The following is a 23,766-nucleotide window of genomic DNA, read 5'->3' as shown; positions in this document are numbered from 1 at the left end:
TTACCGATCTCTGGGCTGTGTTGAACTTGCAGACGGGGGATCAACTTTGATCTGAGGAAATGTCTTGAGCAATTCCTCTCGTTTAACACGATGGAGAGTACGCACCGCCTCTCCCGCGGGTGACCCTGAAATGTTGACATCGGCCTGTAATAAATGTCCGCTGGAGTCGAACACCTGTATGTCAGCATCCATTCGTAACAATGGCCTCCAACTCACCAGTATGGCGGCATCGTTATTACCTGCTGCCACAGCTTTCGATTGGACTATACAGGCTATCGGCGGATCGCCCTCCGGAGTCACCCACAGCAGGGCAGGATCGCGGGTAGTTGTCCCTTCCTGGCTCCAAATATCATCCAGCATTGGGCCCAAATAAGAGTCTGGCAAAGTGGCGACCCAAACGTCCTTTTTCCCTCCCACATCGAGCATGCGCAGTTTGCCATTATCCAGATCAAGTTCCTGCTGCACGAGCAACTCTTCGCCTTTTGACGTCGGACGACGTGTACGCCACTGCTGTTGCCATCGAAACTGATGGCCATCCTCGCTCATTTGCCATCGTGCAGTAATCGTCCGTTCGCCATGAATCACGATCAACCGCTGTCCGGCAAGAGTTTTCTTGTCTGGTACCGGCAGCCTTTCATCGATGCGATAACCCAATGCGTCTTCCGTTCCCCCGCCTTTGGCGTCGATTCGATAGTAGATAGCTCCCGGGGAGTGGTGTTGTCTAGCCGCGATTGAGATTTCACGTGCCAGAACGCTTCCACGCTTGGCAGCTTCCTCGAATGTTGATTTGGGTTCCGAGCTGTCTGTATTTTCGGCAGGTTGCTTCAATTCATCGATAATTCGCGGCAATAGAATACGACAGCTCGCCAAGCCTTCGCGTTCCGTTACGATCTCAATCAGCAGTCCGTACCCCGGCTTGGGACGCGTGTACCACAACTCACGAATCAACTCTGAAGGAGCTGTGGAGTTGAATGCGAATGTTACCCTCCATGCGTCATCCATTCCGATCTTGGTCCGAGCGATCTCCTGTGCTGAAGCTGCTCGATTCATCACCTTGAGAAATTCAAGCCGAAATATGGTGTCCGGACTCAGCGGATGACTCCCTGCATCGATACCCGGATCAACACTGCCACGTACGCGAAAAAGACGTAATGCAGGTGACTCATCAACCGGCACCAGTGTGACCGGACGATCGAATCCCTCACTGATAGATACACGCGGCCCCAAACCTTCAATCTCTTTTAAAGTGGGATCATCCGAAGGAAGACCCGCATCTTTGAAGTCATCGGAGACCGCGTCTCGAAACTCGTGGTCGATGGCAGAAAGCAGAATTTCTTGGAATGCAGCGTGATCGTTCACAAGAGCAGCTTGGGCATTACGCTGTGGCGAGTTCATCCGCAGGTACACAACCCAATAGCGGCGGCCATCTTCAGTCAGTACGCCTAAAAAATGTTCGATTGTGTCGGAATGGCTGCGTTCAATGGCGGTGAACTGTCTTCCCACCATCAGATGTGCGCGAACGCCGCTGCGTTCGACAATTTGAAAGTTGGTTCCAAACAGACGAAGACCACTTTGTGCCAGTGCCAGAGCTTCGTCAGGCGAGCGGGGTATGGCGAACCGTAGCGATCCAATCAATAAGTGGGATCCGCTTTGATTTGCCGGGGCAAAAATTTGGAATGATTCAAACCCTGTTGTCGGAGTTGTTATAGCGCGATTGGCCCATTCTTCCGGGATTTCGATCTCAAGGGTTCCAACCTGCTGAAGTCGAGTACTCCAACCTTCGATGGCGATAGACTTCGTCTGCTTCCGCACAGCGATATACGCCAAGCCAAGCGTCCCCGCCAATAGAGCCAGCATGAGACCCGCAATGACCCATTCACGCAGGCGCTTATTCTCAATCAGAGGTTGCCACGGCATGTACAAAGATTAGCTGTGCTTGACGACTATGGGAAGGCGATAGGTGCCCATGTTCGGTGGATTTACGCAGCCTTGGCATAGGTCTGTATGGGAATAGAGATCGGTCCCGATTCGTGATCTATTGATGTATTTGGCGAAATCAATGTGTGTGGCTGGATCATTCCTTCAAAGGCGGGGCGTGTGCAGATTACCGCATTGAACAGCATCTCACGTTGCCAAATGGAAATAAGAGGGCGCAAGTCCTCGGCGGCAGTACTGACAGCCCTGACTTCCGATATGTAACGCATCAGGCGTGTCTTGAGCGAGGGATACTCAAGCACAATTACCTCCGCAAGCCATGTCAACCGTCGCCATTGCGTCAGACTCACCGGCCCATCATGTAAACACGCGAGGTACACAACACCAAGGGATGCAGCTTCGTTTAACAGATCCCAAGCCGCAACCCGGTCCACGCTACCTTCCGGCTGTGGGACACAGTGACTGATCATAAGTAAGGAGGCAGGTGCCTCGGTGATTCGCGGCTTTATTACATCGAGCCTTGGCATTACATATCCTTCCCGAGCAATTAAAAAAGGTCTCTCTCCTCCGCCCCGTGTCACAGTCTTCCCCACGCCGCCCCATCTATCTCTATGCGGATTTTCTCAGGTAGCTCTTTCGGATATTTGTGAGCGATCTATTTCCGTAGCCATAACCTCCATATCGCAGGTAATGCTGATTACTTGTCCGTTTCTGATCAGTCGCAATCACACCGGTCACCGGAGCGTTGAAACTCGCCAGATTCCGAACAGCCTGCTCAACTAACTCGCGTGGTGTGCGCTGAAGCCGGGCCACCAAGAGTACGTCTTCACTCTGCGCGCCAAGAATGCCCGCATCGGCCAGTTCTACCACCGGTGGAGTGTCGATGATGACGTGGTCATATTTTTCTCGCAGACGTATCAGCAGGTTGGACATCGCGCTGCTGCTGAGAATCTGCACTGCACAATTATCGACACAACATCCCGCCTGGAGCACATGTAGGCCAGTACCTTCTATTTCTTGAATCACTGCGCGAATATCCACGCCATCTTCCACGACGCCCACAATTCCCTTCGATGGCGGTAAAGCTAAAAGCATCTGGAACTGCGGAAGTCGCAGGTCAGCCTCCACCACAATCGTGTTGCGATTACGCAACTCGGCAAAACTCAACCCCAAATTCAGACATGTGATGGTTTTACCTTCCTGCGGAGTCGCACTGGTGATCGTATGAACGAGATGGCTCCGATGCTGCCATCGAGCCAACATGCTGGTACGGATCGAGCGATATTCCTCAGCCATCAAACTCGATGGAGTGGTCAGCGCAACCAATCGATCATCCACAGTGAATTTATCTAATGAACCCTTTGCCTCAGGAGTACGGAGAGGTCTCTTTGTGTCTGTGAGCACCAGACGTGGCGGTAGGGGTGCGGCGGATGGTTCACCTACAACATCCTTACGCGGTGGGGCAGATGACGGGCCAGTATCGCATCGTTTGAGAGCGTCAAAGATGTAACCCATTAGGCGCTCCTTGCAAGTTTGAATTTCGGCTCAGTTGGGATCACGATGTTCGGCTCATCAAATCGCGGCAGAGCATCAGCGGCGACCTGCGCTACCATATCGACTTCCACCTGGTGCACTTCCCGCACCATTGCAAGCAACAGGCAGTTGTCACAGGTAATGTTGAGCAGGCGAGGTAGGCCATTTGTAGTGCGATAGATCTGATGTATCGCTGCGTCAGAAAACCTTACTTGGATATTTTGGGGGACACGGCTGGCAACGCGGATTCGGTGCGAGATATATCTTTGCGTATCTTCCAGCGAGAGCGGTTGAATTTGCTTGGCGATAACAATCCTCTGGCGTAGGGCATCAAATCCAGGTTGCTGAATCCTCTGTCGCAACTCCGGTTGGCCGACTAATACAACCTGGACTAGTTTCTGAGTCACGGTGTCGAAGTTACTTAGCAGTCGCAATTCTTCCAATGCAGTGTCTGAAAGGGTTTGAGCCTCATCGATAAGCAGCACGATCGCCTGTGTGTCACCTGCGTGAGAAAGCAGCCGGTTACGAAGTTTCTCCAACAAAAATGTATGGTCATCCGTTGCACCAAAGGGCACTTGCATTGCGCGGAGAATCTGTCGGATGACCTGTCTCCCGGTACTGTGACCGTGCAGAATTGTGATGATTCGAGCACGGTCTGTACTCCGTTCGCAGACGGTGCGGCCAACGGTTGTCTTACCCGAACCGATCTCACCGGTAATAAGCACAAACCCTTTACGCATGCGTATGGTGTATTCAATCGCAGCTAAGGCCTCACGGTGTTGCTCGCTCTCGTAAAAGAAACGAGGGTCCGGCGTATTCTCGAAGGGCAGGAGATAGAACTGGAAGTAATCCTGATACATCGCAATTTACCTGTTTGCCGGGGAGTTCGTTTGCGCTGTCGCTGAGGTACTCGCCGCCAGTCGGTCCATCAGAAACTTTGTCGGACTCTGTTTGAAACGGTCGTAAAATTCTGGCCGTTCGAGGTCCATGTATAAAAGGCTCGCCAGGGACAGGAGTACTAGCCCCATAACTGCGATATTTGCTGGATAAAGGAATAACTGCTTGATTCGGCGGTTGCGTCGGTACTGGTTGGAGATGATCTCGCTGACCGAACCTAGCAGCGGAGCATTGGCTGTTTTTGCGAGTTCCTCACCGCGAATGAAAGCTTGGTTGTTTCGATGTGCCATAAACACACTTGCACCGCCCGCAAGCAAGCCCAGCACGATTGACGCAAGCAGTATCTGGGTCAAATCAGGAGAAATCGGTTGTGTCGGTAGATCACAAGGTTTGATAAAGTCGAGCTTTACTCCGCGATCGCCATTCTCAGCCGTCAGGGCCAGTTTCACTCGCCGTAAATTGTCTTCCCAGAAGGCTAGTTGCCGTTGGTGTTCTGCCGTCTGCCGCGTCAACTTCCGATAATCCGCACGGGCATCAAACATGCCTGCGGTTTGCGCGTTGAGCTTAGCGATACGATCTTTGATACTGGCATATTCGGCATCGAGAGCTTCTCGTTCAGCGACGACGCCGGCGATTAACAATTCAATCGCCGCTCGCTTGGGATTGAGCGAAATTTGTTTTTGCGTTACGACTTCCTGCTCAGTTCTATTGATCTGTGTCTTCACCGCATCGATCTGCTCACGCAGAGCTAACAGGTCCGGATGCTTGTCGGTCATCTTGTAAACACCGGTGTACAAAGCTAACTCAGCTTCTAACTCGCGCAGCCGGGTTTCTAGCCGGGTCAGCTCCGGATTACGGCTCGTCAGAATGGAAGGTGAAGTGGCTGGGGTCGTCTCAAGCGAATGACGCAGTGATTCCTCCTTGAGTTGCGCCGCCGTACGCTTCTGCTCCACCGCAGCCATTGCCTCCATGTTCTGATTTAATGTGGTCTGCAGATTGACCGGATTATCCGGCAGGAGTTCTGAATGATTTATCTCAAACGCAAGTAAAGCATCCTCCAGTTTCCCGATGCTCGTGCGTTCGGCGTCAGCCTCAGCTTGAAAAAAGTCAGCCGACTGCTTGAGTCGCTGTTCCATTCCCAAACGCGTTCGTTGGAGATAGTTTTCGATGAGCGTGTTGACAACTGTGCGGGACACATTCGCGTTTCCGGTGATCAGACTCACCCGCACGCGGTCCAGCTCTGCACTCGATACGTCGTAGCGTACAAGTATCCAACGCGGAAGCTCGCTGCGATGCGCGATTACCTCATCGAGTACGGGTTGCAGCGAGGGATCTTTTTCCGCGCGATGCCGCAGAATAGCGATGAGACTGTCAATGGCGGGACTGCCGGCTACTTCATCGACTGCGGAATTACGCGGAGCCTGGAAGTTCTGTGAAGCACCCCGGTTGGTGATCTCCGAGAGAACCATGTCATTGCGGCGTTCAAAGATAGCCTCAGCTTGATATTTGCGAGGCAGGAACATGCTCACTATCAACACGGCAGCAGAGACGGCGAAGCAAGGCAAAATGAATCGCCATCGGAAGCGGACACAGACGTCCCACGCTTCACGTATGTTGCCGGATTGAATATAGCCGCGGTTCATGGCTGTTTTCGCAATTGGTTACCAGGTGCTCGTATCAATTCAGGGTGTAGTTCGGGTTTGTGTGCTTGTACCGTAAGGGCGTGACTGCATCGTGCCTGAAATATCAGCCGGTCCGCGCACGGTGGCAGCTGCAGGTTGGATGGGCAGGAGCACCTGCTGCATTGCCAGCCCGATTGCCGCCAGTCCGTTTGCGGGTACGTACATGATGTCACCTTCCTCCAGCACTGCGTCGAGCGTGGTGTCACCTCGCTTAACCATGTCGTTCATGTTGATCGTCATGCGTTTAACGAGCTTGCCATGGCGGTCAGGACGCAGAATATGGATGTGATCCGGGTCAGCCAGTCGCGTAGGCTGGGCGACCGCGAGTGTGTCGAGGATCGTATTAGTCCCGGTATAGGCGTAGGGCCCGGGAGAATTAACCTCACCGAAAACAAATATCCGCTTACTGTTAAATCCAGCGACCCGCAGACTCACATCAGCGTCTTCGTAGTATTCCTTCGCCAGCTTTTCCAGTTCCGCACTGCATTCTTCAGGAGTCTTACCGGTTACGTTAAAGCTGCCCAGCAGTGGAAGTGTAATTTTGCCATCGGGACGGACCTGCTCGGTATGACCATTGATTTCCCGCACTCGCTTGGAGCTGATGGTAATGACATCCGGTGGGGCAATGCGGTACTCCGTCGTAGTCACAACCGGGCGAGGATCCTTCACAAAGGCTCCGTAGTCGCGGTAGGTCGTACAACCCATCAGCGAGAGTCCGCCAATGATCGCAGCCAATCGGAGTCCGCACGCGATAGAGTGCATGCTGAAGATGTGTTGGATTAATCTCATTGTGAGCTTCTCCGTCACAGAGCTGTCTGATCCCAGATTTTGGGCATGGTGGCGATCATCAGACGCAGGTCGGTTAGCAGTCCTCGACTGCGCAGATATCGCAGGTCAAGTGCCAGTTTGCGTCGGGCTCCTGCCAGGTCGTTGGTGTATCCATTACAGACTTGCGCCAGGCCGGTTAGCCCCGGCTTAGTCGCCAGCCGTCGTTCTATGGAGGGCAAGTCCTCGCGTAAACGCTCGAAAATTTCCGGTCGTTCCGGCCGAGGACCTACCAGGCTCATATCGCCAATCAGAATGTTCCAGAGTTGAGGCAATTCATCTATATGAGTTTTGCGTATCCACCCACAGCCAGCCAGAATGCGAGGGTCATTTGTGTCCGTGAATCGTGCATCACCTAGGGCTTCCGCATCTAACCGCATAGTCCGTAGTTTGTAGATACGGAACAGCCAGCCATCACGTCCGACACGCCATTGACGGTAAACGACCGGCCCACCGTGAACGATTTTGATACCGATCGCGCATCCAGCCAGTAGCGGCGTTGTAACCGCGATTCCCACAATCGCGCCCAGCAGATCTAGCAATCTTTTAATGAATGCATGAGCGGCACCACCGCGGTTGCAACCATTGCTTCGTGATCTTGTTGACTTATATCCCTTGGGTTCCATGGTCATCAGCTTTCACCAGACGTCATAGATCGGACAGGGCATACGACTGCTATCGTCGCTATGCGAGTACCACTTAATCCATGACTTCATTAACTGTCGATACTTCGCCCGATAGGCCGGAGAGGTCCGTTACGGTTATACGATCTGTGACGTTCAGGTCCGGCATGGAATTGCCGATAATTCAGCGGTAATTGAACCGTATTCCTCTGTTACGAGTCGATCCCATGCTTGAAGCCACCTGGACGGATCGTCAACGGCGTGAAGCTGCTTTCTATAAGAAATACGCAGTCCGTCAGACTCCTGAATCGGTTGACTTTGCACCTGTAAACGGTGAGGAGCAGAGGCCATGGAATCCATATTGGTATGTCTATGGATTGGCGCGGCATCGCCATGTGAGCCCTCGACAAAAACTGCTTGATTTCGGCTGTGGCGTGGGAATTGCAGCGGTGCGCTTTGCCCATCTGGGGTACGAAGTGGAAGGCTTTGACCTATCTCAGGAAAATATCAATGCCGCCCGAATTCTCGCACAACGTCATAGCCTGGACGAACGCTGTCGCTTTCGCAAGATGCTGGCAGAACAACTCGAATACGACGACGAATCTTTTGATCTGGTAGTGGGGATCGACATTCTGCATCATGTGGATATACCCCGCGCAGTTGCGCAAGTACATCGCGTATTAAAACCGGGAGGCGTCGCAATATTTAAAGAGCACGTGGAGGTGCCGATCGTCGATCCCGTGCGCAATACTGCGTTATTACGCGCGGTAGTCCCCAATGCTACCTCGCTGGAGGATCACATTACCGAGGATGAACGCAAGCTCACACATGATGATCTTGACCTGATTGACACACACTTTCACCGTGTTGAAAAGGTGCGATTTACGTTACTGAGCAGGCTGGACCGCCTGATACCGCATTGTGGCGATGCAATGCGCGGTCGTCTGGAGCGGGTAGATCAACGGATGATGCGTTTATGTCCGCCATTGGCCCGGCTTGGAGGCACCGTTGTGTTGATTTGTGAAAAATAGAAGATGGCTGCCTACTCATTGCTGGGAGTATAGGAGTGGGCAGGGAGGCTCATACCGGGTTCTTATAGAACCTCTCACTTTGCTAGAGACCATCATTAATGCAATACGCCCGGCAGGACTCGAACCTGCAACCTGCTGATCCGAAGTCAGCCGCTCTATCCAATTGAGCTACGGGCGCGACATCCTGTATGCCTTAGCGATCCGGTAGGGATTACTTCTTGGACGCTGGCTGGTTCAACAGTCGCTTGCGGGCGTCGAGTTCGAGGTTGCCATACGACTGCTCGTAGCGCTGTACTGCCTGTCCCAAAGCCAAAGCAAGCCGTTTGGCAGCCCAGGGGTTGAGGATGACGCGCTGATCAATCTTGAGTTTTGCGGTGTTGGGACCTGACGGACGGAGCGGACCGGCAAAATCGAGATTGATTTCCTCCGCTGATCCCCATACGCGCACTGTGGTGCTATAAGTTACGGGAGTTGCAGCATCGTCGATCTGAAGCTGAAGTTGCTGCTGCTGTTGTTCGCCGGCACTTGCGATAGTTTCGATCGATTCAGACCCTGTATCCTTGGACAAGGCGAGACTCCTTTAGGGCGGTCGTTATAAACGGCCCACCACGGCCTGACCGCCGGGTCAGACCTAAATCAGGTCCGGAGAACCCCGACAGCATGGGAAAAGAATAGCACGTACCTGCTACTTGTCCACCATCGACCAGTGGAAGCAGAGCTTATCGAGGCAGTGCTTTATCTAAATCTTCATCGTGTTTGAGCACATTCGCCCGACTGCGGAAGGCATCACGCTGTGCGACATTCTGGGCGCGATCAAATATGTGATGAAGGTAGAGCGGTAGTGGTTCTCTGTGGTTGGCATATCGCCGCCTTGCAATCAACGCCAGCCGCGGGGCATATTTGAGGACCAGATCGTCTTCCAGAGAAATAATTGCGCGACAAGAACCCGGATCACCTTGCCTGCCGGCACGACCAAATAACTGGCGATCAATCCGGCTGGCGGAGTGACGCTCGGTGAGGATGACATGGAGTCCACCCGCCTCGGCAACGCCAGGGCTAAGTTTGATGTCCGTACCTCGCCCAGCCATGTTGGTTGCTACCGTGATGGACTGGCCGTGACCGGCCTCGGCGACGATTTGCGCTTCAGCTTTATGGTGTACCGCGTTAAGAACCTGGTGTTTAAGCCCACGATTGCTGAGCATCTGGCTCAGCAGTTCAGAAGCTTCTATTGACCTTGTGCCAATGAGCACGGGGCGCTGTGCTTTGTGCATGGTGTCGATTTCATCGACCACAGCATTCCACTTCTCCTGGGCGCGTGTGAAAATCAGATCGGGCAGTCGTTTTCGTTGACGTGGACGATTGGTCGGGATGACGCGCACCGGCAGCCCGTAGGTCGTTTCCATTTCAGCTTTGGCATCAGCGGCTGTTCCCGTCATTCCGCAGAGATGTGGGTACTGACGGAAAAACCTTTGGAAACTGAGGCTCGCCAGTGTGTCGCGGTCAGCGGTGACTTCTAGATCGTGCTTGGCCTCGACCGCTTGATGCAGCCCGTGTTGCCATTGACGATCAGCCATGAATCGTCCAGTGTATTCGTCAACGATGACGATCTTTTCCTCGACGATCTGATAGTGTTGTCCGTGGTGATATAAATGGCTGGCAACTAACGCTTGCTCGACGAGTTCCTCACGACGACGAGCGGCACGCCAGATCGCGTGATCATTGGGCTTGAGCAGTTCAATCAGTTGATCGCGGCCACGGTTCGTTAGCTTGGCACGGCGGTCGGCAACATTAACTGTGAAATGATTGTTGAGCGTCAGTTGACCTGCTAACTCTTTGGCGCGATGGTACATGGCGGACTGAGCATCTTCCTGTCGTGGCTGCGCGATAATCAATGGCGTTACCGCTTCGTCGATCAGCACCGCGTCGATTTCATCTACTACTGCAATATGCAGTCCGGGGACAAGCACCATTGGGCCACGTCTGACCGCCCGGGCGGTTTCACGCAGGTCTGAGGTCAGCCATCGTGTTGAAACTGGATCGGCAATACGTCCGAGCCTTAATTGATCTCGCAGCCAATCAGCGACGAGTTCCTTTTGCGTGATATAAACGATGGGCAGGCGATAAATATCTGCTCGTTGTGCCTCTTGAGTTTCATTGACAATGGCGCCGGCGCGGGTGCCGCAGCGTCGGAATATGGGTTGCCGACTATCAGCGTCTCGTTGTGCCAGGTAATCGTTAACGGTGATTACGTGGATCGGACGGCGAAGCCATGAGAGTAGTGTCGAGGCAATCGCAGCCGTCAGCGTCTTGCCTTCACCAGTGGCCATCTCCACAATCTGCCCGTGAAACAGCCCCAGTGCGCCCATGACCTGAACCATGTAGGGCTTCTCGCCGGTTTCTCGGAAGGCTGCCTCACGGATCGCCCCCAAACCTGCACGGATTTCTTGGTCGGTCTGTTTACGTCGTGCGAAGATTTCGCGAAGTTCACGCATGCCGTTGTCAAGGGCGTCATCACTCAAAACAGCCCATTTCTGATCATCTGCGACGATTGCCTCGGCTTCACGCTTGAGGAAGGAACTGTTTACACGTGAATGCTTGAAGCGAGCCTGCCATCGCCGCGCCCTGGCATCCAGTCCGCGCAGCGACTCTACTTGCCGCCGCCGCGTTCGCAGCGTGCTCCAAAGCGTCAGATCAGATTGGATCGGTGGCGAGGACATCAATTGGCCAGTGTAGGATTAGTATTTTATCGGCTGATCTAATCGTGCTTGTTACCGTGGTAAGAAGCAACGGGCTGTTTTTAAAGTACGTAGCGCAAATTGTCGCTGGTAATGACTCCCAGCAGGCATCGGCGCAGAGATGTGGACTAATAATCGAGACCACTGCACCAGCAGGTAAAATGGAGCGTACCGGGATCGAACCGGTAACCTCCGCCTTGCAAAGGCGGCGCTCTCCCAATTGAGCTAACGCCCCAGAACGGAAGAGATTCTATCGACAAATCGATAGTTCGTCATTTGATGGATATCCGCAAAAATGGTCACTTATCATTTGAATCATGGTCGTAAAAGGAGGACAAAGAATATCGTTAGATCTACACGAATTCTTGCAGGAATATGCATGAATTTCGCCGGCTCGTGATTTGTTAAAGGTCAGGTCGCTAAATCTTTGAGAAATTGAAGTCGTGCCAGCACTGTGGGGATAGCCAGAATAGTAACCAGAACAATCAAGCGGATGGATGTGCGAACCCAGGAAGATCGTTGAGCGATGATGGGTAGCTCTCCGATCCATAACACTAGAGGAGCTAAGGCGAGCAGGATGCCATTGAACATCGTCAACTTTGCGAGGTAAATACCTTGAACGAGGATGGCCAGCAGAAGTATGGCTGCAGCACCTGAAACGCCTGCGGCTGCGACGGCTGAGGGTACCCACCAGGTGACGATCCACCCGCCAATCAAAGCAGAGGTGAGCGCGACCGCTTGCATTCCGATTGTGATCGAACCTGAATGAAAGATAACAATCGCAGTAGCTGCTGCACACAACGCTAGACCCCAAGCAAGGGTCCGCCCGATCCGACGATGTGCCAGACCGCCTAGCAAAGCCACCATTAATAGAGAGATCGTGCCGATGATGGCCAAAGTCAGCGCGATACGGCTCGCCGGCCAGCGTTTAATTAGATTTAACAGGATGAGCGTCCCGTAGCCATACAAGAGCAACAAGCTCAAAGCTAAGGCAACAAAACGTGTGCGGTTTCCCCAGAGAGCGGCGATGTCGATCGCAACTACCGCAGGGGCAATGGCCACGACCAGCCATTGGTGTGACTGTGTCACTGGCCAGGTTGGCCATCCAAAGTAATACACGTAACCAGCGGTAAACCCGCAACCGACTGCCAACGCCCATGCGAGTCGTATCACCCCACGCGACTGTTCTCGCCACGGTTGGGCGATCAGACAAAAGACGGCTGCGGCAATGGTCCCTGCCCAAGCCATCAACAGCAGAGTAGCGTTAACGTCAGGCATATTTGACGAAGTAGGATCACGTGTGACGCAAACTCACTTGGTATTTACCGCTTCGAAACTGATATCTAAGTGAATATCATCGGAGACCGGACCGATCATATTGACCATCCCGAATTCACTTCGCTTAACATCGAGTTGTGTAACGTAACCGACGCGGGAGGAACCCTTGGGGAATTCCGACTCACCAAGCTTGTGGACGAGCAGTGTCACAGGTTTGGTCACTCCATGCATGGTCAAATCGCCGGTTACACGGAAGGTCGGTAGGGCAGGCTTACCCTTCTCCAATTCAACAGGCTCGGCCTTCTCTACTTTGGTGCTCTTGAACGTGATGTCAGGGAACTCCGCAACACTGAAGAAATCTGCCGTCTTGAGATGGTCATCACGTTTTTTGACGCCGGTGTTGATGCTGTCAACATTGATCGTAGCCTCAAAGCTGGATTTACTGACGTCGGTTGCGTTGCTGACGACCTTGCCTTTGACATCGGTGAAGAAACCGTAAATGTGACTGATGCCGCCGTGGGTACAGCGGAATACGATGGACGTATGGGCGGGATCGATTTCAAAGGTCTGAGCGGCAGCAAGGGAAGTAAAAGCAAAGGTTGCGATAACGATCAGTGTGAACATGCTGCGATGAAACATGCGTCCTCCTGGTTTAAGGGTTGCTCAACTCGATGAAAGCATATGCTCCAGGATCACGATAGTCACGATAGCTCTTCACGACCCGATAATGTATCGGCTATATATGGGGCTTTTGCAATGCTAATCGCCACGTACACTGTGGGGATTCCAGAGGAGTGAACTGTCATGCGACGAATAACCATTCTCGTTCTTTTACTTTTGAGCCTTTGTTCCTGTAAATCGGCGTACTACGGCACAATGGCTAAATTGGGCTGGGAAAAGCGAGATCTGTTGGTCAGCCGGGTCAAAAAGGCACGCAATGAGCAGCAGGTTGCCAAGGAGCAATTTCGTGATGCTCTGGAGAAGTTTCAATCTGTCGTAAAAGTCGAAGGCGGCGAGCTTCAGAAGAAATACGATGCGCTGCGCGACGAATATGATGACAGCGTTTCACGTGCCCAGGCCGTGCGGGATCGCATCGATTCGGTCGAGGAAGTGGCGAAAGACCTTTTTGCGGAATGGAAGAAGGAACTGGGCGAATATAAGAGTGACCAACTGCGCCGGTCCAGCCAGGAACAATTACGCACCACTGAGCTACGCTACAACGAACTGATAAATGCAATGCGCCGTGCGGAATCGAAAATGGAGCCGGTGCTGATCGCGTTACACGATCAAGTGCTGTTTCTCAAGCACAATCTCAACGCCCGAGCTATCGCGTCGCTTCAGAGTACGGCTACGGAAATCGAGACCGATGTGGCGAAATTGATATATGAGATGGAGGCTGCGATTAAGGAAGCGGATGCATTTATTGCGGAAATGGGCAATGCCGAGCCTCCCAAACAGTAGCCCATTCCGAAATCGACTTTGTGAAGCACTTTTAATTACATTTCATCTGGTGAAAGAGGGTGGATAGCTAACACCTCATGTAATGCCGGAGATTTATTCCCGTGCGGGCACCCCCATCATTCGTTTTCCGTCCGCAATGTTTTTAACTACGACGGATCCCGCACCAATAGTGCAACGTGAGCCAATCTTCACCTGCGGCCTGACGCATGCACCTATTCCTATCAGCGTCAGATCGCCGACATCAACATTTCCAGCCAATGCTACCCGTGGGGCAATGTGCGCAAAGTTTCCGATGTTGCAATGGTGTTCAACTATTGCCCCAGTATTGATGATGACTCCTTGCCCGACATAGCACTCGGCGTGTAGTACGCTCATGGGGCCAATAAAGGTTCCGGTCCCGATCATCGCTGATGGGCTGAGCATCGCGCTCGGGTGGATGACGACCGCCAGAGTCCGGCCCCTCTCGATCAGGTGCTTAGTGAGGAGTTGGCGCTGGGTGTTATCTCCAACCGCCACGATCACCTCTACAGATGGTTGTTGTGAGGCGTCCTCTCCGATGACTTGCCATAATCCGACTTTTGTACCGATCGGTTTGGCGGCATCAATCAACCCTATCACGCGCCAACCCGCAGCAGTAGCTGCCTCCGCAACAACCAAGCCGTGACCACCAGCACCATAAATTGCAAGAAAACCCGTTTGCAATAACCGTTGATTCATATCGTGGACTTCTCATCTGTTTGGGTAATGCCGGAATGATCCGTCAGGTCGCGGTACTTCTCGCCAATGGCCAACTCCCAGGTTGGATGATCTTTGCGGATCGGCAATTTGCGAAATTCACTGCGACACCGATAGCACACGAGGCAACGGCCAGTGAAAAAATAAATAACCGCGTCGATAACCGCAACGGCAATGAGAATCCCTACCGCCCATAAAACCTGTCGAAATCCCACTAGTACCATCGAGATAATGCCCGCCAGCACAATGATGGCAAAACCGGTGACTTGTGGAAAATCCTTACGAACGAAAAGCTCTCGACAGCCGCAAACCGGACAGCGTCGCAGATGACCAAGATCATCAATCGTCGAGTCCCACTCCAGATACACCTCCGTTGGCAGCGGAGGAAGAGCTCCGCGAGGTTCCGCCAACGCCGCCGCCGAGGGTTTTACCGCACTAGGAGGGTCTTTATCATCGACCTCGATGGTAAAAAGTGGTTCTCGTTTGAGATTGCGGAGATTGATGCGCACGCCACTATTGTAATGGCTGCTCCGCTGGCAGGGATATAATCTAAGTTACACATTGACTTGGAAACCGTTCGGTTACCGATAATCCAACCACGGTTCCAACACGTTTGCGGAGAAGCTATGACCCTTCTGACCGTTGTGCTCCTGAGTGCGGCTGTTCTCCTTCTCGCTTACCGGATTTATGGCAAGGCGCTGACACGGTTGCTCCGGCTTGATCGTGACGCCCGCACGCCAGCGGTTGTCTTGCGTGACGATGTGGACTACGTACCCATCGAACCTAAATTTTTGATGAGTCAGCATTTTTCCGCGATTGCCGCTGCGGGACCGATTGTCGGGCCGATTCTTGCAGGGGTAATGTTTGGATGGTTACCCGCGCTGTTGTGGATTTTAATCGGAAGTATTTTCATTGGCGGAGTGCATGATATGACGTCGCTGGTGGCGTCAATTCGGCACAAAGCTCGCTCTATCGCCGATGTCGTACGCGAACACATGAGCAAGCGATCATATCTGCTTTTCCTGCTCTTTATCTGGATCGCTTTGATCTACATCATTGTCGCCTTTACCGATCTGGTCGCCGATTCTTTTGTAGGTACACAAGACTTAGGCGGTGGACGATCGACGACTGGCGGGGCGGTGGCGACTGCCTCATTACTCTATCTGGCTCTACCGGTCATAATGGGGTTATTGCTCAAGTACACGAAACTGCCGTTAGGATTGGCAACCGTTATTTTTCTACCGCTTATTGCGATTTCGGTCTGGCTGGGGCCCATCTTCCCGCTAGATATCAACACATTGTTTCATCTCACCGAGGCGACGAGCCAGCGATGGTGGGGCGTTGCGTTGTTGGCGTATTGTTTCATCGCATCAATCGTGCCCATGTGGCTCCTGCTTCAACCACGCGGACATTTGGGCGGGTACTTTTTAGTGGTTGTGCTTTTAGGCGGCATCGTCGGCGTGCTTATCGGTGCCGCCACTGGACGATTTCAGGCTGATTATCCCGCATTTACCGGTTGGACCGCTCCGAATGGGGCATCACTATTCCCCATGCTTTTTATCACCATTGCTTGCGGCGCGTGTTCCGGCTTCCACTCGATCATCGCATCGGGCACAACATCTAAGCAACTCCATCGGGAGACTGACGCCAAACCAGTTGGTTACGGAGCCATGCTTCTGGAAGCGATGGTTGCAGTTCTTTCTCTTACCTGCGTGATGGTGCTCGCCAAGGGTTCCCCCGTGTTAGAGGGAAATAAGGTGGACGTGATCTATGCTTATAGCCTTTCGCGCTTTCTGAATGTGCTCTACGTCCCAACAGCTTTTGCCTACACATTCGTCGCACTGGCACTGACGACATTCGTGTATGACACGCTCGACGTCTGCACCCGTTTAGGGCGTTATATACTCCAAGAACTTATCGGCGTGCAAGATCGCTCTGGTCGAGTCATCTCCACAGCAATTACCGTTGGTGTACCTCTGATCTTTCTGCTCTGGCAGCCTGTAGGTGCCGGCGGCAAGATAGAGTCGGCATGGAAGACATTCTGGCCGCTATTTGGTGCGAGTAATCAGCTTCTGGCTGCGCTCGCGTTGCTCGGCGTTACTGTCTGGCTTTGGCGTACTTATCGAGCGAAATGGATATGGTTCGCCACCGGGTTACCTACCGTAGTGATGTACGTAATGAGTAGCTGGGCACTCATCGCCTTTATCCGTAAAGGCTTTACCTCAGCATTTAGCATTACGCAAGACACCACCGGAGAAGTGCATCCCTTTGCTTCGCATTTTCTCAGCAGTTTGCCTCGGAGTCCGGTACCGTGGGCGGCTCTGGTGCTTTTAACCTTGGCACTTCTGGTGCTTGCTGAAGCGGTGCGTGTGTTTACCATTCCGCCGGGAGGGCCAACCACAGAGGGCCTGCCTGTAACCGCGGAAGCCGTGTGATTCTCTTCGTTTTGCAAATTGCTTCATCCGTCGTTTTTTCTTGTTATCTCTGGCAAATTAGCAGTTGTTTGAATACGGTTCTTGGCAGAAGACGGCACGTTCATCTATCCTTTTTTATCTCCTAACCGAGACTCCCATGATTAAACACAACGCATGGAAACTTACGGTCTTGATCAGCAGCCTGACTCTGATCGGTTGTTCGAGCAATCTCACTAATCCGACAACACGTGTCACAGGCGCGCGCGTCGTGCAGCATAGTGAGCAGGGGACGAGGGTTGAAGTAGAGATCGAGCTGACCAATCCTAATACCACACCTCTGCCGTTGATTAAGAGTGATTACACCGTAAGCACGGGTAAAGGGCAGGCCTATCATGCGACGGAGCGACTTAACCGCACGTTGCCTAGCCGAGGGAAGCAGACGATTACGTTACCGGCAGTATTTACCGGTGGTGCTGATACGGGTGAAAGTTCCTACAGTGTGACTGGCAGCGTAAGCTACGAACCTCCTGGTGAAATGCGGAAGTTGCTCACGGAGTCCCGCTACCCTCTGCCGAGTGTGAGCGTCTCCGGTAGCGGAGTGTTAAGTGTTCAGTAGAAAATATCGGTGAAACGACCTGCGACCTAAGTAAGCGTGATGCAGGTACGGACTCGAGTAAGCTGCTATGAATGACGTGTTTGACCATCGCCGTTACTTGATCCCGTTTCGTGCGACGCTGCTGCCACAGATTTTTACAGACGTGTTGGTTGTGGGCGCGGGTGTCGCGGGTTTGCGGGCGGCACTGGCTGCGGCGGAACATCCCGGAACAGCAGGCGGTAGTAACAGTTGCGATGTAATCGTCACCGCTAAAGCCGACTTTCAACAGTCGAACACCTACTGGGCACAAGGCGGCATCGCTACAGTGCTGGCCAGTGATGACACCTTTGCCTCGCATATCGAAGACACACTCAAGGCTGGCGCAGGACTCTGCGATGAGTCGGTGGTGAAAACCGTCGTCGAAGGTGGACCCGCAAGGATTCATGAGTTGATCCAATGGGGTATGAGGTTCGACCGCGCCCATGGACATTCGACTGCGGCACAAAGTACTACGCCAGCATTTAGCGAGGGGGAAATTTCCTTTGGCCGTGAAGGGGGTCATTCACTTCACCGGATTCTCCATTCTGATGGTGATGCCACCGGTCGCGAACTGGCGATCACACTCGACCGAACGGTACGAAGCCGTCCTAATATTCGGCAGTTTTATAATTGTTTCGTTCTCGACCTCATCACGCTCGACACCAATGGACACGGAGGTGGACGATGTGTTGGGGCTATCACGCACCACCCCAAGTATGGCCTCCAGGTGATCTGGGCAAACGCGGTTATTCTCGCTTCCGGAGGTGTCGGTCAAGTATTCCGTGAATCGACCAACCCCGCAGTTGCAACGGGTGACGGCATAGCGATGGCTTATCGTGCTGGAGCCAAACTCGCTGACATGGCCTTTATGCAATTCCATCCGACCACTCTCTATGTGGCCGGTGCCAGCCGTTCATTAATCTCCGAAGCGGTGCGGGGTGAAGGGGCTTATCTGATAGATCGAAACGGCTATCGCTTCATGACGGACTACCACGCAGACGCCGAACTGGCCCCGCGCGACGTTGTTTCCAAGGCGATCCTTGCGCAAATGGCCAAGACTAATTTTACGCACGTCTTTCTCGACTGCCGACACATTGGGTCAAAACAATTCGCTGAGCGATTCCCAGGTATCACTGATTTACTTAAAAAGTTCGATATCGACCCTGGAAAGACGCCGATTCCAATCCATCCGTCAGCTCACTATATGGTCGGCGGGGTTCACACCGATAAATCGGGACGAACTAACATCACGGGGCTCTATGCCTGCGGGGAAGTTGCTGCAACAGGACTGCACGGCGCGAATCGGCTCGCCAGCAACAGCCTGCTGGAAGGACTTGTTTATGGAGAGATAACTGGGCGTATCTGCAAAGAAATGCTCGGTGACTTAGGGGCATCACCAGCAAAGATTATCAGTGATATCCGGCCATCTGATCGTTCCGAGCTAGATCTGAGTGATGTCCGATCCAGCTTACGCAGCGTGATGTGGAGACATGTCGGTATCGAAAGAGACGGCCAGCAACTTGAAGATGTGGTTGAGATGTTTGATTTCTGGGCGAGGTACACCCTCGACAAGATTTTTGATGATCGCGCGGGGTGGGAGGTTCAAAACCTTCTCACCGTCGGTGCTCTGATGACCCGCGCAGCACTCTGGCGCTGCGAAAGCCGAGGAACTCACTACCGGTTGGATTGCCCAAATCCGTCGGATGAGTTCCGTGTACATGACATCTGGCAACGCGGCCAAAACGAGCCTGCTCAACTGCCAGTGCGGAGCATGAAAAGCACGTGATGATTCAATGACGAATCATTCACCGCAGCAATCGCATTTAGCGGTCACTTTGACCGTTAACGTCGCTGAGTATTTCGTATTTTCAAAACTATCGCCATTTTCCTTGGGTTCATTGTGGTGAGCCACAATGAGGTAATCGTTGGGTGATTCAGGCTCGAAGCTTGCAGTACCTTCCGCATCCGTCCTTCGCTCGTAGTGCTCGTCGAAGTCCTCTGCCAGTGTCACGCCTCGTGGAATAAAGGAAACAACTGTATCCGCCATAGGCTTGCCCTTATAAAGCAACTTCACCTTGATGGGTGTCCCAGGTTCCGTCGGAGCGACCGGATTACTCAGTGGAACTAATTCGAATGGAACGCCCGCGATACGGTCAAATCCTTTTTCATCTGATGATGGGCGATCCAGAGTGTCAGTGACGAGAAAGTATGTCTTAGCACATTTGATTGATCGAGTCGGGGCATACTTCACGACCTGATCCGATGTGACGACAACCATATGAAGTCCCTGTGAACTTCCTTTGAGTTGCGCGGTCCAACAGCCCTCCTTGGAGTCCAGCCTCGTATCAACGAGATCCGCACCAAAGTCACATTTTGTGCCATTGGGAGCAATCAACTCGCAGCAAATATTCTTTGGATCAACCTTACCCGATTGTTTGAAGTCGCGATGATTATTGCCATGGTTCCCCAAAAATAGATCAGTCTTGACGGTATCTCCTTCACGAACGATCGGCGTGCCGACTTCGATCCAGATGTCATGTGCATGTGCAGTCGAAAGCAGCATCAAGAAGAGAGTTACGGTGGCGAAGCACGTATGGAAAGGAGGCCAATGTTTCAACGAAGATCCCATAATTCATCCTTGTAGTTTGGGTTATTCGGATCAGTGATCCCATTACCGAGCCAGACGCCTGCCTCGTTGGGGTAAAAAGGTGGAATCATCTTCAGGGCTGATGCGTGTCCGTCCACAAACGCGACATTTACTGACTTGGAGTGTCGCGGGTTGGGGCGGCAGAGGATGTTATTGCTCAATGTTGACGGAGGCATTACGTGTGTTGCGGTGCGAGGGAGCAGATCGTCGTTGAGGCCTGCGTCGCACAAAGCGACTGTTTCTGCAGGCCGCATGATCAGTCGAAGTGGTATGAAGTTCAGATAAGTGTTAAACCCGTAGCTTGCTTCAACATCCTCGATGCCGGTGGTGACGTTGAGTTGCGTCTTTGCTTCCGGACAATGCCATAGCTGTCGAATATGGCGATCAGAATTACTGGTGCCGGAATTGGTGTATGGATACAACAACACCTTGCGATCGCTGCCGGGACCAGGATAGCCGACCCAGGCATCGCCGGGTGACTGCTGCGCGTACATGTGTGCTGCGACACCAATGAGACGCACATTAGATAAACAGATACTCGCCTTCGCTGCAGCACGTGCTGATGCGAGTACTGGCAATAAGATGCCGACGAGAAGCCCTATGATCGAGACAACCACGAGTAATTCAATGAGAGTGAAAGCATACCGAACCGCAATGCTGCGGTGACGGGGCAAAAACATATCGAACTCTTTCTTCTTTGAGGTAGTGGATGAGGTAGTGGCGTAACCACCGTACCTGAAACGTTGCGCCAGATCGAGTGGTTAATGAAAATCGATTAGACAGAAAAGAAAGCAGGTGGGCCGCGACTAAAGGGAGTTGTGAGCGTGGGTGGATCGGTAATATCACCACGTGAGACGACGTCAAGCACCTGGAGAAGCGTTAACTTAGGGATTGACCATTCAACAACCGGAGCCGTCTGGAGGAGTGCTGTTAAAAAACAAACCGCGCAGCGGCGAACCGGATCATTGGTTGAGTTCGGAACACCTTTGTGATGGGGTTTCGCTGGAGTCTCACAGCAAAACCGTGACACATCAGCGGACTGCCATGCCGTACCACCAAGTGTTACGGCCCCTCGCTCATGGAACGGCATTACATAGCCGAACCACACAGACATCCAGACCAATACAAATATTCGAGAGACACGATGAATCACGAGCGAATCGTAAGACACCAAGTAATCGAATTCAACTTTCTTGCGAACAAAGAGAGGTTACTGCTAAATTAATTGCGATTACTACAATCACCATATGACCATGCGCTTGATTAATGGTGCTTATCTCGCGGACACCGCTCGCGTTGTTGGTGAGGTTGAGCTTGGCCAAGGCGTCACGCTTTGGTATGGAGTCTCGATCCGCGGTGATGTGGCGAAGATCACCATCGGTGAAGGCACCAATGTTCAGGACAACGCGGTCGTTCACTGTGACGCCGGTTTCCCTAACGTCATCGGTAGTCACACAAGTATTGGTCACGGCGCACTTGTCCATGGAGAACGAGTCGGCAATGGCTGCCTGATTGGAATGGGAGCCATCCTTCTGGGTAGAACGAAAATTGGTAACGGCTGCATGATCGCCGCCGGAGCTGTTGTACCGCCGGGGATGGAAGTACCCGATGGCATGGTTGTCATAGGAGTACCTGGCAAGATAGTCCGACCGGTTACCGAACAGGAAAAGGAATATCTACGGGCGATCCCTCCTCGGTACATTGAGATGGGACGTCTTCATTCGTTAGGTAAGGACGATGTCCGGACCAAGCCGTTCGGGGTGTAAGCTGCAGGCGAATTCAATTCACACAAGCGGCAACGTGTGACGCTTCTTTCGGCATGCTTACTCCGCTTTTCCGCTGGACAAATCATAAACCCAATGATCGACCGCGCGGGTGAAATCATGGATCTCGCCGGCGTTAAAGAAGAGGTCCAACTCACGCTTGGCAGCTTCGGGACTATCAGAACCGTGGATAAGGTTGAACGAATTAGATACGCCGAAATCTCCTCGGATTGTGCCTCCAGCTGCCTTGGAGCCGAAGGTTGCCCCCATCATGTTGCGGGAAACTTCAATCGCGTTATTCCCTCGAATTGCCAGGACGAGGACGGGGCTGCTGGTCATGAACTTCACCAAGCTGGGATAAAACTTTTTCTCCTTATGTGCTTCGTAATGTCGAGCTGCGAGGTCGGTTGAGATCTTTAACATCTTCGCTCCGACAATTTGGAGCCCCTTGTCTTCAAAACGAGTGATGATCCGTCCCATCAGATTTCGCTGAACAGCGTCGGGTTTGAGGATGATAAGTGTCGTCTGCATGGTCGGTTCCTTGGAAGATAAGTGGTTATTACGGAAAGTGGGGCAAATATCATGGCGGATTGGATCAGTAACCGCAAGCAGTACTTATGCTCGTTACTCGATATTGGCATACTTGGTTTGCGATACTTGGTCTTTTGCAGGGTATTTTTAGTCGATTACGACTCCTGCGTACCCCACGACACGAGACGTGTCACCGCTAACTTTTGCGCTCGTGGTGTAATCAATAAGTATTGGTTTGATCTGTGACGTCTCATGTTGCAATGTCTTCATAATCGTCACCGCAGGTATAACTCCGCACATGCTGATGTCGTTCCTGACGCAGGTGTCATAGAGTTTTTTGGTATCGCCACTGGTCATGGCTTCGATGGCCAGTCCATCCAGCCTGCGGTTTTCCTCTTCTGAAGCGAAGTGGTTCATATCACTCGAAATGACCAGAAGCGGTCGCTGGCCTGTAGTTTCCAGCTCCTTCACGACGAAAGCCAGCGCTTTGGCAATCACATTGGTATCGGCATAGTTCACCTGTCCAAGCACCATCGGCACGATTTGGATGTTGTGATTCATTTGATACAGAAAAGGCAATAACACTTCCGTGCCGTGTTCCATACGGTGTGCATCGGCTTCACAGGGCAGGCTCGGCAAAAGAGTTGTTAACCGCTTCACAACGAGCGTTGCTATCGGTATGGCTGCGCCGGGAATATTCCACGCGGTGTGAGAAGCGATAGAAATGTTTGAGCCATATGGAGTGTGTCGTGGACCAATGATGATTGCCGTATTCGGAATCTGACAATGTCCCAGCGTCCTGCCAAGGGTCTCGCCGCAGTAAATCCATCCTGCGTGAGGAAGCATGATCGCGCGATAGGGATGACGGGGCTTCTTGCCAAGGGCAAGGTATTGGTCAGCCATTGCCTGCATTTCAAGTACATTTGATGGGTAAAACTGTCCTGCTCTGGCAGTGGCACGGATACAGCCTTGATGCGTTGACACTTAAGCTTCTCGCAAATGGATTACTTTTGATGGAAGTTTCAGTAAAGATGGAGCTTCC

Annotated in this window: 23 protein-coding genes and 2 tRNA genes; 6 read left to right on the top strand and 19 right to left on the bottom strand. The window is 52.6% G+C overall.

The window, feature by feature from the left end:
- The 7 genes from IT444_08990 to IT444_08960 all read right to left on the bottom strand — a co-directional run bounded on the left by IT444_08990 (position 1) and on the right by IT444_08960 (position 7,414).
- Positions 1 to 1,917 carry a hypothetical protein gene (locus IT444_08990; protein ID MCC7192900.1) on the bottom strand — a complete coding sequence of 639 codons (1,917 nt, stop codon included), beginning with the start codon at positions 1,915 to 1,917 and terminating at the stop codon, positions 1 to 3.
- 62 nt (positions 1,918 to 1,979) lie between these two features.
- Positions 1,980 to 2,462 (bottom strand): hypothetical protein, encoded by a 483-nt coding sequence (locus IT444_08985; protein MCC7192899.1) that lies wholly within the window; start codon positions 2,460 to 2,462, stop codon positions 1,980 to 1,982.
- An 82-nt stretch (positions 2,463 to 2,544) separates the two neighbouring features.
- A complete protein-coding gene (locus tag IT444_08980) occupies positions 2,545 to 3,273 on the bottom strand; it encodes a CpsD/CapB family tyrosine-protein kinase (protein ID MCC7192898.1) in 729 nt (242 codons plus the stop codon).
- A gap of 176 nt (positions 3,274 to 3,449) precedes the next feature.
- The gene (locus IT444_08975; protein ID MCC7192897.1) at positions 3,450 to 4,328 is read right to left on the bottom strand and encodes an AAA family ATPase; all 879 of its coding nucleotides are present in this window, start codon (positions 4,326 to 4,328) and stop codon (positions 3,450 to 3,452) included.
- A 6-nt stretch (positions 4,329 to 4,334) separates the two neighbouring features.
- The gene (locus IT444_08970; GenBank protein ID MCC7192896.1) at positions 4,335 to 5,888 is read right to left on the bottom strand and encodes a hypothetical protein; all 1,554 of its coding nucleotides are present in this window, start codon (positions 5,886 to 5,888) and stop codon (positions 4,335 to 4,337) included.
- A 159-nt stretch (positions 5,889 to 6,047) separates the two neighbouring features.
- Entirely contained in the window at positions 6,048 to 6,836 is a 789-nt protein-coding gene (locus IT444_08965) for a polysaccharide biosynthesis/export family protein (GenBank protein ID MCC7192895.1), read from the bottom strand.
- 14 nt (positions 6,837 to 6,850) lie between these two features.
- Positions 6,851 to 7,414, bottom strand: a complete 564-nt coding sequence (locus tag IT444_08960; GenBank protein ID MCC7192894.1) for a sugar transferase — start codon at positions 7,412 to 7,414, stop codon at positions 6,851 to 6,853.
- Between the two features lie 308 nt (positions 7,415 to 7,722).
- Here IT444_08960 and IT444_08955 point away from each other — a divergent pair, with 308 nt between their 5' ends.
- The gene (locus IT444_08955; protein ID MCC7192893.1) at positions 7,723 to 8,526 is read left to right on the top strand and encodes a class I SAM-dependent methyltransferase; all 804 of its coding nucleotides are present in this window, start codon (positions 7,723 to 7,725) and stop codon (positions 8,524 to 8,526) included.
- 104 nt (positions 8,527 to 8,630) lie between these two features.
- Here the strand turns inward: IT444_08955 and IT444_08950 are convergent.
- The 6 genes from IT444_08950 to IT444_08925 all read right to left on the bottom strand — a co-directional run bounded on the left by IT444_08950 (position 8,631) and on the right by IT444_08925 (position 13,178).
- Positions 8,631 to 8,704, bottom strand: a tRNA-Arg gene (locus IT444_08950).
- 33 nt (positions 8,705 to 8,737) lie between these two features.
- Positions 8,738 to 9,094, bottom strand: coding sequence for a DUF3467 domain-containing protein (locus tag IT444_08945; protein MCC7192892.1), 357 nt, complete (start codon positions 9,092 to 9,094; stop codon positions 8,738 to 8,740).
- Positions 9,095 to 9,245: 151 nt separating this feature from the next.
- Positions 9,246 to 11,243: a hypothetical protein gene (locus tag IT444_08940; GenBank protein MCC7192891.1), complete on the bottom strand. Its 1,998-nt coding sequence runs from the start codon at positions 11,241 to 11,243 to the stop codon at positions 9,246 to 9,248.
- Between the two features lie 180 nt (positions 11,244 to 11,423).
- Positions 11,424 to 11,496, bottom strand: a tRNA-Ala gene (locus IT444_08935).
- A 176-nt stretch (positions 11,497 to 11,672) separates the two neighbouring features.
- Positions 11,673 to 12,539, bottom strand: coding sequence for a hypothetical protein (locus tag IT444_08930; protein ID MCC7192890.1), 867 nt, complete (start codon positions 12,537 to 12,539; stop codon positions 11,673 to 11,675).
- Between the two features lie 33 nt (positions 12,540 to 12,572).
- Positions 12,573 to 13,178 carry a YceI family protein gene (locus IT444_08925; protein MCC7192889.1) on the bottom strand — a complete coding sequence of 202 codons (606 nt, stop codon included), beginning with the start codon at positions 13,176 to 13,178 and terminating at the stop codon, positions 12,573 to 12,575.
- A 165-nt stretch (positions 13,179 to 13,343) separates the two neighbouring features.
- Between IT444_08925 and IT444_08920 the strand changes: the two genes are divergently transcribed.
- Complete coding sequence (locus tag IT444_08920; protein ID MCC7192888.1) at positions 13,344 to 14,000, top strand: DUF2959 domain-containing protein; 657 nt, start codon at positions 13,344 to 13,346, stop codon at positions 13,998 to 14,000.
- Positions 14,001 to 14,093: 93 nt separating this feature from the next.
- Here IT444_08920 and IT444_08915 read toward each other — a convergent pair whose 3' ends face one another.
- Both IT444_08915 and IT444_08910 read right to left on the bottom strand, forming a co-directional pair.
- The gene (locus IT444_08915; protein MCC7192887.1) at positions 14,094 to 14,717 is read right to left on the bottom strand and encodes an acetyltransferase; all 624 of its coding nucleotides are present in this window, start codon (positions 14,715 to 14,717) and stop codon (positions 14,094 to 14,096) included.
- Complete coding sequence (locus IT444_08910) at positions 14,714 to 15,244, bottom strand: hypothetical protein (protein MCC7192886.1); 531 nt, start codon at positions 15,242 to 15,244, stop codon at positions 14,714 to 14,716. The genes IT444_08915 and IT444_08910 overlap by 4 nt, the downstream gene beginning before the upstream one ends.
- Positions 15,245 to 15,361: 117 nt before the next feature.
- Between IT444_08910 and IT444_08905 the strand changes: the two genes are divergently transcribed.
- The 3 genes from IT444_08905 (at position 15,362) to nadB (ending at position 19,569) form a co-directional block, all read left to right on the top strand.
- Positions 15,362 to 17,170 (top strand): carbon starvation protein A, encoded by a 1,809-nt coding sequence (locus IT444_08905; protein ID MCC7192885.1) that lies wholly within the window; start codon positions 15,362 to 15,364, stop codon positions 17,168 to 17,170.
- A gap of 136 nt (positions 17,171 to 17,306) precedes the next feature.
- Positions 17,307 to 17,765, top strand: a complete 459-nt coding sequence (locus IT444_08900; GenBank protein ID MCC7192884.1) for a hypothetical protein — start codon at positions 17,307 to 17,309, stop codon at positions 17,763 to 17,765.
- A gap of 67 nt (positions 17,766 to 17,832) precedes the next feature.
- Complete coding sequence (nadB, locus tag IT444_08895; protein ID MCC7192883.1) at positions 17,833 to 19,569, top strand: L-aspartate oxidase; 1,737 nt, start codon at positions 17,833 to 17,835, stop codon at positions 19,567 to 19,569.
- A gap of 15 nt (positions 19,570 to 19,584) precedes the next feature.
- On the opposite strand, the gene IT444_08890 is transcribed toward nadB, so the two are convergent.
- A complete protein-coding gene (locus IT444_08890; protein MCC7192882.1) occupies positions 19,585 to 20,412 on the bottom strand; it encodes a DUF4198 domain-containing protein in 828 nt (275 codons plus the stop codon).
- Positions 20,397 to 21,110, bottom strand: a complete 714-nt coding sequence (locus tag IT444_08885) for a prepilin-type N-terminal cleavage/methylation domain-containing protein (protein MCC7192881.1) — start codon at positions 21,108 to 21,110, stop codon at positions 20,397 to 20,399. Before IT444_08885 ends, IT444_08890 begins: the two co-directional genes overlap by 16 nt.
- Before the next feature lie 573 nt (positions 21,111 to 21,683).
- Here IT444_08885 and IT444_08880 point away from each other — a divergent pair.
- Positions 21,684 to 22,196, top strand: a complete 513-nt coding sequence (locus IT444_08880; GenBank protein MCC7192880.1) for a gamma carbonic anhydrase family protein — start codon at positions 21,684 to 21,686, stop codon at positions 22,194 to 22,196.
- Positions 22,197 to 22,253: 57 nt separating this feature from the next.
- On the opposite strand, the gene ndk is transcribed toward IT444_08880, so the two are convergent.
- Positions 22,254 to 22,724: a nucleoside-diphosphate kinase gene (ndk, locus tag IT444_08875; GenBank protein MCC7192879.1), complete on the bottom strand. Its 471-nt coding sequence runs from the start codon at positions 22,722 to 22,724 to the stop codon at positions 22,254 to 22,256.
- Positions 22,725 to 22,871: 147 nt separating this feature from the next.
- Complete coding sequence (gene amrB, locus IT444_08870; protein MCC7192878.1) at positions 22,872 to 23,708, bottom strand: AmmeMemoRadiSam system protein B; 837 nt, start codon at positions 23,706 to 23,708, stop codon at positions 22,872 to 22,874.
- Positions 23,709 to 23,766 lie beyond the last annotated feature (58 nt).

This window comes from Phycisphaeraceae bacterium (assembly GCA_020851465.1).
GTDB lineage: Bacteria > Planctomycetota > Phycisphaerae > Phycisphaerales > Phycisphaeraceae > JADZCR01.
This window is presented reverse-complemented; position numbering and strand designations above follow the sequence as displayed.

Excerpts from the sequence above, each read along its gene's own strand:
- IT444_08985 (MCC7192899.1), bottom strand. The coding sequence starts at position 2,462 with ATGCCAAGGCTCGATGTAATAAAGCCGCGAATCACCGAGGCACCTGCC.
- IT444_08955 (MCC7192893.1), top strand. The coding sequence starts at position 7,723 with ATGCTTGAAGCCACCTGGACGGATCGTCAACGGCGTGAAGCTGCTTTC.
- IT444_08890 (MCC7192882.1), bottom strand. The coding sequence starts at position 20,412 with ATGGGATCTTCGTTGAAACATTGGCCTCCTTTCCATACGTGCTTCGCC.
- IT444_08965 (MCC7192895.1), bottom strand. The coding sequence starts at position 6,836 with ATGAGATTAATCCAACACATCTTCAGCATGCACTCTATCGCGTGCGGA.
- IT444_08915 (MCC7192887.1), bottom strand. The coding sequence starts at position 14,717 with ATGAATCAACGGTTATTGCAAACGGGTTTTCTTGCAATTTATGGTGCT.
- IT444_08970 (MCC7192896.1), bottom strand. The coding sequence starts at position 5,888 with ATGTTCCTGCCTCGCAAATATCAAGCTGAGGCTATCTTTGAACGCCGC.
- IT444_08975 (MCC7192897.1), bottom strand. The coding sequence starts at position 4,328 with ATGTATCAGGATTACTTCCAGTTCTATCTCCTGCCCTTCGAGAATACG.
- IT444_08940 (MCC7192891.1), bottom strand. The coding sequence starts at position 11,243 with ATGTCCTCGCCACCGATCCAATCTGATCTGACGCTTTGGAGCACGCTG.
- IT444_08920 (MCC7192888.1), top strand. The coding sequence starts at position 13,344 with ATGCGACGAATAACCATTCTCGTTCTTTTACTTTTGAGCCTTTGTTCC.
- ndk (MCC7192879.1), bottom strand. The coding sequence starts at position 22,724 with ATGCAGACGACACTTATCATCCTCAAACCCGACGCTGTTCAGCGAAAT.
- IT444_08905 (MCC7192885.1), top strand. The coding sequence starts at position 15,362 with ATGACCCTTCTGACCGTTGTGCTCCTGAGTGCGGCTGTTCTCCTTCTC.
- IT444_08885 (MCC7192881.1), bottom strand. The coding sequence starts at position 21,110 with ATGTTTTTGCCCCGTCACCGCAGCATTGCGGTTCGGTATGCTTTCACT.
- IT444_08930 (MCC7192890.1), bottom strand. The coding sequence starts at position 12,539 with ATGCCTGACGTTAACGCTACTCTGCTGTTGATGGCTTGGGCAGGGACC.
- IT444_08900 (MCC7192884.1), top strand. The coding sequence starts at position 17,307 with ATGATTAAACACAACGCATGGAAACTTACGGTCTTGATCAGCAGCCTG.
- nadB (MCC7192883.1), top strand. The coding sequence starts at position 17,833 with ATGAATGACGTGTTTGACCATCGCCGTTACTTGATCCCGTTTCGTGCG.
- IT444_08880 (MCC7192880.1), top strand. The coding sequence starts at position 21,684 with ATGCGCTTGATTAATGGTGCTTATCTCGCGGACACCGCTCGCGTTGTT.
- IT444_08925 (MCC7192889.1), bottom strand. The coding sequence starts at position 13,178 with ATGTTTCATCGCAGCATGTTCACACTGATCGTTATCGCAACCTTTGCT.
- IT444_08990 (MCC7192900.1), bottom strand. The coding sequence starts at position 1,917 with ATGCCGTGGCAACCTCTGATTGAGAATAAGCGCCTGCGTGAATGGGTC.